The 12942-nt window shown below is 35.8% G+C and carries 11 protein-coding genes; 2 read left to right on the top strand and 9 right to left on the bottom strand.

Translation table 11 applies throughout. From position 1 onward, the window contains the following. Positions 1-179: 179 nt before the first annotated feature. Positions 180-1616, top strand: coding sequence for a hypothetical protein (locus tag ABMA76_RS03570; RefSeq protein WP_392859645.1), 1437 nt, complete (start codon positions 180-182; stop codon positions 1614-1616). Positions 1617-1629: 13 nt separating this feature from the next. Then, a complete protein-coding gene (locus ABMA76_RS03565) occupies positions 1630-2655 on the top strand; it encodes a succinylglutamate desuccinylase/aspartoacylase family protein (RefSeq protein WP_393060967.1) in 1026 nt (341 codons plus the stop codon). A 34-nt stretch (positions 2656-2689) separates the two neighbouring features. Here ABMA76_RS03565 and ABMA76_RS03560 read toward each other — a convergent pair whose 3' ends face one another. The 9 genes from ABMA76_RS03560 to ABMA76_RS03520 form a co-directional block, all read right to left on the bottom strand. Then, positions 2690-3625, bottom strand: a complete 936-nt coding sequence (locus tag ABMA76_RS03560; protein ID WP_393060965.1) for a hypothetical protein — start codon at positions 3623-3625, stop codon at positions 2690-2692. Positions 3626-3640: 15 nt separating this feature from the next. Then, positions 3641-4909 carry a lysine N(6)-hydroxylase/L-ornithine N(5)-oxygenase family protein gene (locus tag ABMA76_RS03555; RefSeq protein ID WP_393060963.1) on the bottom strand — a complete coding sequence of 423 codons (1269 nt, stop codon included), beginning with the start codon at positions 4907-4909 and terminating at the stop codon, positions 3641-3643. Positions 4910-4929: 20 nt separating this feature from the next. Further along, a complete protein-coding gene (locus tag ABMA76_RS03550) occupies positions 4930-6654 on the bottom strand; it encodes an IucA/IucC family protein (RefSeq protein WP_393060961.1) in 1725 nt (574 codons plus the stop codon). Next, a complete protein-coding gene (locus ABMA76_RS03545; RefSeq protein WP_392909071.1) occupies positions 6651-8849 on the bottom strand; it encodes a GNAT family N-acetyltransferase in 2199 nt (732 codons plus the stop codon). The genes ABMA76_RS03550 and ABMA76_RS03545 overlap by 4 nt, the downstream gene beginning before the upstream one ends. Further along, positions 8842-10032 (bottom strand): hypothetical protein, encoded by a 1191-nt coding sequence (locus ABMA76_RS03540; protein WP_392909069.1) that lies wholly within the window; start codon positions 10030-10032, stop codon positions 8842-8844. Before ABMA76_RS03540 ends, ABMA76_RS03545 begins: the two co-directional genes overlap by 8 nt. After that, entirely contained in the window at positions 10029-11312 is a 1284-nt protein-coding gene (locus tag ABMA76_RS03535; RefSeq protein WP_392909067.1) for a PepSY-associated TM helix domain-containing protein, read from the bottom strand. Before ABMA76_RS03535 ends, ABMA76_RS03540 begins: the two co-directional genes overlap by 4 nt. A gap of 55 nt (positions 11313-11367) precedes the next feature. Further along, positions 11368-11886, bottom strand: coding sequence for a hypothetical protein (locus ABMA76_RS03530; RefSeq protein WP_392909065.1), 519 nt, complete (start codon positions 11884-11886; stop codon positions 11368-11370). Between the two features lie 175 nt (positions 11887-12061). Further along, positions 12062-12292, bottom strand: coding sequence for a hypothetical protein (locus tag ABMA76_RS03525; protein ID WP_392909063.1), 231 nt, complete (start codon positions 12290-12292; stop codon positions 12062-12064). Positions 12293-12376: 84 nt separating this feature from the next. Beyond that, a complete protein-coding gene (locus ABMA76_RS03520; RefSeq protein WP_393060959.1) occupies positions 12377-12838 on the bottom strand; it encodes an ankyrin repeat domain-containing protein in 462 nt (153 codons plus the stop codon). Positions 12839-12942: the final 104 nt, after the last annotated feature.

Here is a 12942-nt window from a genome sequence, read left to right as displayed (position 1 = left end):
GACAAATTAGGCAATGCCGAACAAATGCAAAACCGAGCGCACAAGTCAACATATAGCTAAAAAATATTTGCAGGCCTTAAAATTTTAATAAAAATCACAAAATATTCGCTACATGAGAAGGGTTTGAGATTATAATATTTCCATTAACTTATGCTTTAAAAATACAATTTGGAGAGAACTTGAAAAGAAGAATTGAAGTTATTAAGCCTGATAATTTTGAACAAGAAAATCACTTTTATCCTAAGGTACTAAACGCGCAACTACACCCTTTAGTAAGCCATTTTTTTAACTTGGACCACGAAAGGATTATTAAGAGATATAGTCACCTTAACCCGCAAATCTGTACAGACACTTTGAGAGATATTCTCTCGTATGAGTGTAAGCACTTTTTCTGGGGAGGCTCTGACTTGTTCTATGTAACAACACAAGCTGGAAATAGACGTATGGTTGTTCTTGAAACAAACTCATGTCCATCTGGCCAAAAATCAATGCCACCAAGAACAGATGCTGATGAGCATAGAGGATATAAATTTCTTATTGAAAATTCTTTTCTACCAGCACTTAAAAAAAGAAAGAAGAGACTTCCACAAGGTGCACTTGCTGTTATCTATGATAAGAACTACATGGAGACATCTGGGTATGCTTCAACAATAGCAGATCTAACGGGTGAAGATGTTTACCTCGTTCCACACTTCAATGGTGAAGAACAAATGGCAGATTTTGAAAATGGTGTTCTACATATCACTCTTGAGACAGGAGAAAGAATTCCAATTAGAGCGGCGTTCCGCTATGTTACACAGAAGCCTTGGAATCGCATTCCAACAACGTCAAAGACATTTATCTTTAACTCAACGCTTGTATGTCTATCAGGTGGACGTAATAAACTATTAGCAAACAAAGCTTACGAGCTATATAACTCAGAGATTGCTGAATCAGGCCTAAAGATTAATATGCCTGAGACGATTAAAGACGTTAATAAGTTGGAGATTCCACTTTGGGTACAAAAGTTTGGTGGTAAGGCCGTTATTAAGATCCCTTATTCAAATGCAGGACAAGGTGTTTTTACAATTACAAATCAAGATGAGCTTGATGCCTTTATGCAAATGGATTACCCATATGATCAATTCATTGTCCAAAGTTTGATTGGTCACTACGAATGGAGCTCGACAAGTGAGCACGGTAAGTTCTTTCACATCGGTACAGTACCGAATAAGAAGGGAAATATTTATATTGCAGACTTAAGACTTATGGTCTACTCATCACCAAAAGGTTTTATGCCATGTGCAGTCTATGCTCGTCGTGCAAGAAAACCACTTGAGGCAAGCTATCCAGAGGACAGCTGGGAAGTTCTAGGAACAAACCTATCAGTAAAAACAGGTGAAAATCAATGGGACTCAGATACGTCAAGACTGATGCTTATGGATCAAAAAGATTTCAATTCTCTAGGTATTGGTACAGATGATTTAATCGAAGCCTATATTCAAACGATTCTTACAGTTGTTGCAATTGATAAGATGGCAGAACAACTAATTAGTAAGAAAGGGACTTTCAGAACTAAACTCTTTAGAAGTTTAGATAACGATAAGTCACTCTTTAACGAGATCATGATCTCATAGCATAGGAAGTATTATGGGTGCAATACAAGTCATTAAGACTACTGAAGAAATCGATTTAAACTCATTTACGCAAGGTGAGATTCACCGTTTACAAATACACCTCTCAGATAATGCTCTCGGTGTACCTTGGCGTGTACCTATCATCATAATGAAGGGTGTTGAGGATGGCCCTGTACTTGGTATTACAGCTGCTGTACACGGGAATGAGCTAAATGGTATCTCAACAATTTTTAAACTAATTGAAGAGGTCGATCCAAAAAAACTAAAAGGAACAATCGTTATGGTTCCAATTAGTAACGTTCCAGGCTACCTAACAAATCAACGTCGATTTATTGATAATATTGATTTAAACAGAATCATGCCTGGAAAACTTACCGGAAATCCAAGTAATCTCTATGCACATTACTTTACACAGAAGATCGTTTCTAAGTTTAATTACCTTCTTGATCTACATACGGCAAGTCATGGCCGTGTAAACAGCCTCTACCTAAGAGCTGATCTAGAGAATGAAGAAACGAGAACTCTCGCCTTCTTACAAAATCCACAAATTATTGTTCAAAAATATGATGAAGAAGGAACTTTGAGAGCTTGGGCAAATGAGCAAGGAATCCATGCTATTACTGTTGAAATTGGAAATCCAAATGCTTTTCAACACGCCCTTATCGACGAAACACTGGATGGTATCAAGAACACACTTCGCTACTACTCAATGATCGAAGGAGATGTTCAAGATATGATTACCGATGCCACAATCTGTGACCACTCTTATTGGATCTACTCAACAAAAGGTGGAATTGTTGATGTACTCCCAAAACTTACCCATCGTGTAAAGAAGGGTGAAGTTATTGCAAAGGTTTATGATGTCTTTGGCCAAGTAAAAGAAGTCATCTGTGCTGATCGATCAGGTGTTGTTATTGGTAAAAACGTGAGACCTAACTGTGAAGCAGGACAAAGAATACTCCACCTAGGTGTTGACCTTAAGGAAGCACTTCCTGAAGAAATTCCTGGTCATGACGATTTTGAAATATCTGAAAAATAAGAATAAGAAAGGGGGGTTTAAATCCCCCTTTTTTTTATAAATTTACATTCATCGTTAGGCCAACATTTGTTCTGTCAGCTCTAATATCTTCCGCAATAAAGCGCATATTTGGTGAAATCGAAATATCACGAGTAAAGAAGTAGGTCATCGCTATCGTTTGCTGAAGAACCTTCTCATTAATACGTTCACTTCTAAAGTGATCGGCCGAGTAAAGATCTGTAATTAGTCTTAAAGAAAGGGAGCGCGAAAAGTAAAGCTCTCCAGCAAGACTTAATGAGAATGAACGATTTACTTGCCTATCTTTACCAGCAATCTCCATCCCATTAAATGATATTGTACTCTTATCATAAAAGTACTGTGTCGCATTACCTGAAAGGGCAATATAAGCGGCCTTCCACACTTTGTAGGCCAAGGAGTGACTAATATTAAAAACAGAGTTAATACCTAAGTCTTTGTAGTAGTCCCACGTTGCATATTGGTACTGTAGGAATGTTACATTTTGGATTCCAAAAAGATAATAAGTTTTAAAGTAGCTTAGAACTGGGTTATCAATATTTAAGCTATCACCATAAGTATCTAGCTCATACTGAACCATTGGATTTTCAGAGTCAACACTTCCATGAAAAGGGGCCTTCTTCTCAATACCAACCTGAAGAGACAGGTTATCTGTTTTGGAAAGACGATACTTTACACCAAAATTACCAGTGAAATTCGTTAGCGATGTTGTATTACCAGCATTTCTAATATTAGGTCTTTCAGCATCATTGAGATTATCAAGAGCACCAGCATTATATTTGAACGAAGAGTAAAAAGACCATCTCTTTAGCGATCCTGATAATGTCTTCAATGTTGGATTATCTAGTACTTCTTCCTTCGTATTGAAGCTCTTTGTTTCAACTTCACCTTCAGACTTAGCTGCAGGAGCTGCAAAGGATAAAGTTGATATTAACATGACTATCAATAATTTCATTTTTTTCTCCATTAATTAAAAAAAGCTAAGAAAGCTTTCGCTATTATTTGTTGTGGTATATTGTTTTTCACCGACAAGGTCATTCGCAATCATGGCAGAGCGCCAAGACATCAAGCTAGTCTGTGGGTCTGCAACACCATGGCCATGACGACTAAAGTTCATTGAATAGATTTTTCCATTCTCAATCGTTGTTTGAATACTATAGTCCTGCCCTACTATAATTCGCCCTTGAGCATCCTTAGCGATTTTATCTGATAGCCCATCTAAAAAGCTTGGTAGAATACTCTTAAAGCCTGTTGCTAAAATTACAATATCGGCTTCAAAAACCTCTCTATTTTGATTGAGAAGATTATCAACCTTAAGCTTATAGGACTCACCTTGCTTTTCAATTTCATTAAGCCAACGCATTGGAGAAATGGTGTAGTCAGGAAGCTTCTTTAAATAGAAACGATCAAGATATAACTCGTTATACATTTCCTGTAGGTACTTGGGAGTGTTTCCATCACTAGCAAGAAGTTGACTTTGAGTATATGCATCTTTCTGCTCTTGCTTAAGTGAGTGAAAATTTAAAACAAACTCAGGTGTGAAAATTTCATTAGTAAAGGGAGCTTCATCAAGAGGTTGTAGATTATTTCTTCCACTTAACAAAGTAACCTTTTCTACTCTACCCCACATTCCATTGAGTGCATTTCTAAATGTCTCGACTCCTGTTTGCCCACCGCCAACAACAACGACTTTCTTACCTTTTAAATCAAGTGACTTCATTTGCTTAGACTTTGCATGAAATAATGTATTTGAAAGGAACGGCCTCGCACACTCTGGAATATTCTTAGAAGGACCAGATGCTACACAAATATTTTTCGTGTAGTAGCTACCTCCCTCTTTAATGACTTCAAATTTCTCACCATCGTGTTTGATGTCGATTACTTTAGAATCAAAATCAATGTCATGTCGAAGTTGTTTTGAAACCCATTTACAATAGTCTTGAAACTCGTAACGATTTATTGATTTTCTGTCTGTATTTAAAAAGTGATAGAATTGTCCATTTTCAACGAGGTAATTTAGAAAACTAAATTTACTCTTAGGATCAACAGGTGTCACGAGATCTTTTAAGAAAGATGTTTGCATCATAGCATCTCCAAACATCAACTCAGGGTGCCAACTAAACTCTGGCTTATTATCTAAGAACTTACTACACACTTTACCTAGAGGATTTAAAAGCGCCGCTAAGCTTAGATTAAATGGCCCTAGGCCAATTCCAACAATGTCATATATATTCTGCATACTACTACCTCAACTCAACCCTAACTATTTTTCACAAGAGGATTTTTAATATTACTTCCTAACATTGGCTTAAGACGCTCACCTGTTTCACTATAACCAGCAACAAAGCGAACAGTATTAACCAATACTTTTTCAAATTCATTTCTTAATAAGTTAACCTTTTTAGCAACCTTACGATCACCTTGATAATTTGAGACAACCTCTCCTAGTAAGTGATAAAAGTCTCCTTCTTTAAAATCGAGAGTATCTTCCACAATTCTAGATAAATAACGTAACACTGTAATAAAATGACCAGTGATAAGATCATGAATTAAATACTCTGCTGGTAACTGATCAAGCTCAACGCCAAAGTCATCACCTAAGTGCTTTGAGTTAGTTGCCATTCTAAAATCACCATGAAAGTCCTTTATAATTAATCTTTGTGGCCTTGCCTCTTTCAGAACAAGAATGGTATTTTGTCCATGGGCCACTAGACCTAGTCCGTGCTCAACTTGTAGATGGTAGAGAGGAATAACAACAACAGTGAAGTACTCTTTGATCCATTCCGAAACACTTAAACCTGATGACTTAATATACTCAGCAACCAGTGCATTTTGATCTTTAGTAAAGAGAAGTGCTGCTGTTGGAATAGCAATTTCATTGCTAGTGATTTTATTCTCTACGCTTTCTCGCCAAACGCAGCCTAATAATTCTTTATAGCGATATGAGCAACCTTTGATACGATTAAACTCTGGTAAAGGACAGCTTACAGCGGCAACTTCTTTTAAGACATCAACCTTATTCTTAAGGAAAAGATCAGAATTAATAATCTTTTCAATTTTTTCAGATAAGAGGTAGCCTTTCTTTATATATTTTTGCGGGATCCCTCTTACACTTGAGGTATTTAATATAGAGATGGCAACTTTTAAATCATACTTACTTGCATCAGAGCTAGAAGATAAGGTCCTAATGGATACCTGCGGTGTGTATTCATTCCCTAGCATCCCAAGAGAAATAATACTTCCTTGAAAAATCAAGTGATTAAACTGAACACTAATATATTTACTCCACTGCCATGGATGAATCGGAATAAGGATATAGTCATCAAAATCTCCCGAATTCTCTTGAACTTTCTTTTTTGCAAAATCTACTTCATCGTCACTAAGAGAATCGCAATAGAGATCGTCAACCTTATGTTGATTGAGGTTCATTCCCCATTCAAGGCAATCTTTCTTGATCGCACACCAATGGAGCTGATAACTATTTCTAGACTCTGGAGCATATAATGAAAGTTCATCACTTCCCCAGCCAAGACGTCCTTTGTTCATGATAATTTTCGGATGTCCTGACAAAATTTGATCAATTTTTTTAAAGTTGAATTTAGCTATATCTTCAATAGTGATATTCTCTAATGAATTAGATTGAATAATATCTCCATAAATTGTCTGATTCCCCTCTTCAATAAACTGAGCGAGTGTTTCATCACTCATCTTGCATAGATTTCTTACCTCAAAAAAGAAGTCTGCAAGAGTATACTCATCCACAATTTTTTCAGCACTATACTTCTTAAATGTTTCTTTTTTTATTTGAAGATTTCCCCAAACACTAATGCGGCCTTGAAAGCTATAGTAGGTCTCATCAGTAATTCTAAAGCAGAAGCGATCATGGCAATACTCAACATCAAAGAGCTCTTCAAATTGAAGTTCTTCAATTGCTTTAATGACAAGATTCTTATGAAGTTCATAAAACTTTTTCGTATTCATCATAACTCCACCTCGCGGTAAAACCTTGTACGGTCGGCCTCTAAAAGATTAGACGTTTTATGAGGAAAGCTAAAGACTCCTTTGTGTTCCCAGCCAGGAAGAAGTCTTGCAAGAGTTAATACTTTTTTATTATCCACACGAGGCTCCCCCCACACTTTTTGCGTTCTACTATCATCTTCAAAAAGAAACTTTGTTAAATGAAAGATAGAGTCAAAAACAGCACGAGTACCAAGAAACTTTTCCTCTCCAATTAGAATATGAATTCCACGATCATATAAATTAGCGTCACAATAAGGTGCAATTCTATCGTCAAATCCCCAGTAGACTTCAAAGTACCCGGCCTTCACGCCATCGATTTCAACAATAATTGGTAGCTGATAAGGGGACTCCTTGAGTCCTTGCACATATTCTCGAAGCTCCACTAAAGACTTATTCATTTCCCAGAATTCATAAATATATTTCTTATTGTGCCACTCGTGAAATTTCATTAAATCTTCGTTCATATCAAAGGCACGTAAAACAATTTCATGGCCATGCTTTGACATTTCACGGTACAACTCACCTTCATAGGCACGAGGTTTTCTTAAAGTAGAGCTAATTGGATTTGTTATTTTATTATAAATATCCCACGGATTATCAATTGTGTTTTCATTTTGATTAGTTACGCAACATCTAAAATTGCCTTTTTGATAAAGGAATTCACTATTAACGAGATAGTTCAAAAATGATGAGTCTTTGTGTCTTTTATAAATGAAATTTCTAAACTGAGTTAGATGAAATAACTCAGCTTTTTCATTACCATTGGCCAAAGAAATAATCGTATTAAATACTGAGTTAATGATTAAATAATAAGTATAAACCTTATTAACATCGTCAGGATTTAAAATATTCCCTTTAGTATTACCAATAAAGTCATACTTACTGCCAAATTGTTCAACACTCTTTGTGGTAAATCCTGTTCCCTGGCAATCGCGATAAATAACACCCACTGGTAGTCCATCTTCCATCTTTAGGATGATATTTTGCATATGGGCCCCAAGAAGGATTCCATGTTCTTCAGAGAGACTAATAAACTCACCAATGACATTTTCTAAAAATGCATCAAACCAGTACTTTCTAGCAAGAAAGATATTACCGCAGGCCTTTTTAGCATTGGCCTCCACAAGGGCCAATAAGTGAGATTTAGCGGTATAAGGATTCTCTTCAGCAAGAGTACCTAGTAAGAAGGTTTCACATGTATCAAAGTTTTCACGAAGTTGAATAGTTGACTCAACAATGGCACTTCCATCTTTTGCTTTAAGTGCAACATAGAATGGCTCATGGAGAATTTTTAACTTATCACTAAATTCAGCGATAGCTTCATTTTTAAATACTGTCTCCATCTGCATTCCACGAACGGCCTCTTCAGGCTGAAGGTGTCGAATCGAGTTCGTTAGTTTTACATCCATAGAGAACTTTACTAAGTAAGGTGCTCCTGGAGTATATAATGACCTAAGAGATGAAAGTGCAAACCAATCATTTTGCCCATCCATCACCTCAAGAATATCACCACCAAGGTCTTTCTCTCTTAAACGACGCCACTGCCATGGATGCATTGGGATATAAATGAAAGATTCATCAACGCTTAATAAATCAAATTTTGCTAATTGATTCATTGCCTTTGCAACATCAATATAATCTCCATTTGTATGAATAGAATCCTTCTCACACTTAATCCAAGTCAGTTTAAAGCCTTTAGAAAACTCAGGTGAGTATAATTTAATATCCCCTTCATTCATTCCCTTCTTGCATTTTGGATAAGGATGAAATGGATGCCCTAAGAGCATTTTTTGTTCACTAGCGAGGTAGTTATCAATTTTAACTTCCGGATTGTGCTTTAGGATAAGTTCAATATTATCTCTCGAATTAATAATATTTTCGATAAACGTTGGGTCAACATCAGGAAAGCTGCTAATTAACTCAGGAAGCATTTGATCAAATTCAATGGAAGAGCCATTTAAATAAATTTCTCCCGTATAGCGATGGCCACCTAGAGGAGAAAATGAATCGAGCTCAAATGAGAGATTTCCTATTTTCACTAAATCCCTATCATGATCAATCTTAATAAGATTATCTTGCGAATAATCTCTTACCATCGAGTTAATCAGAGATCGAATACTATACTTATTTGCAAGTTTCCTGATACTTTCACTAACCATTGGTTACTCCACCAAAATTCTCTTCAGTATAGAAAGTGTTATATTTTAAGCTTATAAAAACTGCTGCCATCACCAGAGCAACAAAGAAAAGAAGTATATAATTTGTAAGTTGCAATTTGATTATTAATCCAGACGTAAGCGCCCCTAGTGCATTGCCGAGTGTTTGATAGAAGCTGATCTCACTGGCAACAATCTGTTTAGAAACCGCAGAGCTAAGCTTATAAATTTGTCCCATATAGAGAATAGGAATAATTGCAGCTCCAAATGAGAACAGAATGATGAATCCATATAATGTTCTTAAATCGTCTATTCGATAAAAAGAGTAGAAGCTAGCGATAAGAGCAAAGATTGCTAATAATGTGACAAATTTAGAAGTGATGAGATTCATTTTTTTTAGGAACAATTGAGTGAGAATAATTACAAGAGATGCAACTGTTAGAGTCCAATAAATAGTAGCAGATTGCTTAATTTGCCCTATAAAGAGATCACTAACAATATTTGTCATACTCATATGAAAGAAGGAAGTCATAAAAGTAAAGGCCAATGGAATCATCAGTAGTGGCAGAACAACAAATTTTGAACCCTGATCTTCTTTAGCTGAAATAAACTCGATATCACTTCGACCTCTTTCAAAACCAAGAAGAATTGATAGAACGATTAATCCAATTAAAATCACAAGTCCCATATTTAGATTGAATGCCAATAGGCCGCCTAGAATTAACCCAACAAGCCTTCCTGTATTTAAGAAAACAGTAGTTTCTAAGACACCTTTTTGAGCATCTTCAAATCGAGCTATTTTAACAACCTGAGAAAATGGAATAATAGAGCTAGCAGTCATTGCATAGATAATTCGAGACAAAATAAAGCACACTAATGACAACTTAACATTACCACTAGTAAATGTTGCAAGAAGAGCAAGTGTTGATAGAAGAAGCCCATATTGTCCGATTCGGTAAATATTCTTAGGCCGAATATTTGAAAAAAGTGCGGCCCACTCCTTTGTCATAAAAAGAAAGAAGAAGATTGAAAACCCATAAATAATAAGAACTGAAGTGATATCCAGATTTGTTACCATGGCAATTTTCGGTATTAGACCAAGAAGAATTGTTTGGGCCGCACCAAAAACAAAACAAAGGCATGAGATGGCCTTAGTAAGGTTATTAATTTTTAATTTAGAACTCAAGGTACTCTCCCCTGTGAACTCTTCACCTTTTTGCTAAAAGTGATTAGATAAATAAGGAGATCACGCCAAGAAAAGATTAAATAAATAAGAAAGAGAGCACTTAAAATCCATTTAAAATCAGATGTGATAAAGAAGATCACAAAGATAAACATCGATGGAAGTAAGACCTCAGATACTGAAATATTTGTATCACTTAAGAGATTTCCATCATATTGGCCTGCTTTAGTTGTGAGATATTTCCTTCTAAATAAGAAGATATAGATCCCACTGATAGGAATAAATGAAGAAATAATTCCAAAAATACTCCAAATAATTTTTAAGACAACTCCGCCGTAGTCACCAAAATGTAGCGGCTCAGAAAGAATTAGAAGTTCTAAGTACCATGGCAGTGACACAGTACGATTCAACTTACCTGTTATGCCATCAACATATGCGATCTCATGATGATGCTCCTCATTCTCCATTAGAACAACAAATTGGTTGGGAACTGAGAATTCATTATCAGGAAAAGAGATAAAGTCATATTCTAAATGTGGAAGCTTTTTTTCAAGTTCTTTAAGAACTGTCGTTACTGATACATATTTTGCATTTTCTATGACGATAGCATTTGCTTGATGTGTCCTAACGTTCTCCCTTAAAAAGAGACCAATCAAAGTGCTATTGAATGCGAGAATCGATCCTGTGAAAGTGACGATCAAAAGCCATGCAAGTGTCTTGACTCCAATGATTTTATGAAGCCGTCCAAGCAGGATACGAGAATTCATCGTCTTTACATTACGGTAGAATTTATTGGCAATAAGAGCACCACTTAGCAGAGCAATAAGAAAAAATAGTCCCATAAGACCAATAAGAATTTTTCCTTTTCCTCCTAGAAGTATTTCTCTATGAAGCTTTAAGATAAAATCTATTAAGATAGTTGGCTTCACTTGATTTGAAGAGATTGCATTTCCAGCAAGGTCGAATTTTAACCTTGTTGCTCCTTTGAACTTTTCTATGCCTGGTTCTGTAACACGTGCTTGAATGTCTCCGTCATCGCCTTTAAAAATTGAAAGTACTTTTTTATCTTTATAATTTTCGTTTACCGATAAGTAATTTTCAATTTTTGAAAGTGATGATTCTTCTGAAATAAAAACACTCATTTGCTCAACTGTCTGAACAGGAGAGAGCTCATGGCGCCAAACGAGAATGACTCCAGTTAGACCAAGGACAAGGAAATTGACCGCTAGGACCAAACCTAGAATGCGATGTATTTTTAAGAATTTTCTAATTATTGAACTCATATAAAATAAAAAAAGCAGGGAAGCTAATACTCCCCTGCTTAATATCAAGGATTTTTTATAGTTTCTTATAAACCATAAAATCGATTCCAATATGTGTTGCCTCGGCCCCACAAACATCAGCAGCACCAGTTGCTGGAACCATGATCGTTGCGTGGTGAGGGTGTCCCCAGTAAAGGTAGTCATTGTCTGCAAGTTGAGCATCAAGAACTGCTTTACCTTCAGAACAGTCAGCTGAAGCATCTACTTTTGAAAAAGCTCTTGAATCAACAAGCTCGATTGTTGAAGCTGCGTTGTCTGCAAATAGGATTGAAGAGTAAGAACACTCAACACCATCAACATTTTCAAAAGTTGCCTTAATTAGAATATTATCAAGTGTGTAATCAGTAGAAAGCTTTTCAAATTTAACATTCATGTTGTTGTGAGTAGCAGGTGCATTCGTGTAGTCAGTAAATGCTGCACATACATAACCTTTATGCTTTGCAACCCATCTCTCCCCTTCAAGAACTAGGTCAGAATTTGCAATTGCTGAAACTGATAGAAGTGATAATAAAGTTATAAGTGATTTTTTCATCATGTTTATTCTCCTTTATGTTTATGAAGAATAAATATCCGAACTAGTTTGACATGTCAAACTATTATCAACACATTTAAACAACTGATTGCTAATAGAGACATATATTGTAATAAGTACATGAAATTTGGTGAAAATAGGCCCTATTTGGAGACATAAATAGGGCCTTATATAAGATTTAGCGGATTGGATCGCGCCCTTCGATTTTACTAAGGATGCGAGTTTCGCCAGATTTCTTATACTTTGACTTGAGGGAATTAGTAGAATGAACCATTTCATTCTCTAGGTTTTGATGTGAGCTCACCTCTTGTGAATTATTCTTATGTTCACAAAGGGACTCTGCTGACGCTGAAAAACTCATCATACTTGCACCAATAATTAGTGTCGTAAATAATGTGTGTACTTTCATATCCATCTCCTTTGATGATTGATTATCTGATAATTCATCATCGCAAGAAATAGGATTGAAATAAAATATCGAGTCTTTATGACATCATAGAGATTTCCTATTAGGCCATGAAATTGACTTCATTCCATTTTTCACGAGGCCTAGATAGCTTTTAATTCGATTATTTTGAAAATTATGTCTTTCACCAATAAAAGAAACAACTTGTTTACGATTAAATGCCATGGCCCAGTCGTGAGCACTCATCCCTGAATCATTTAATTCACCGAGCTTTGCACCATATTGAATGAGTAACTTAACGATTCTTAAATTACCTTTTAGAGAAGCAAGCATAAGAGCGTTATTACCAAGGCCATCTGTTGCCTTAGCGCAGGCACCGGCACTCAATAAGGTATGACAAAAATCAAAATGACCATTCTGGGTAGCTTCAAGAAGAGGGGTATATCCCTTTTCATTAGTAACCTCCAAATTACATTCTTCATTTGTTAATAAGAAAATACTTAACTCGCCAATATCACCATTTTGGGCCCAATCAAAAATTTTAGACATAACTTCTCCTAATAGATAATTCTACGGAGAAGTCATCTCTACTTTAAAGTGAAGATGAGATAAGTTTAATTAAGCCTCTTAATTGTTATTTGAGGATTATTTGT

Origin of the sequence: Halobacteriovorax sp. ZH5_bin.2 (assembly GCF_043196375.1) — a bacterium.
In the GTDB taxonomy this organism is placed as follows: Bacteria; Bdellovibrionota; Bacteriovoracia; order Bacteriovoracales; family Bacteriovoracaceae; genus Halobacteriovorax_A.
This window is presented reverse-complemented; position numbering and strand designations above follow the sequence as displayed.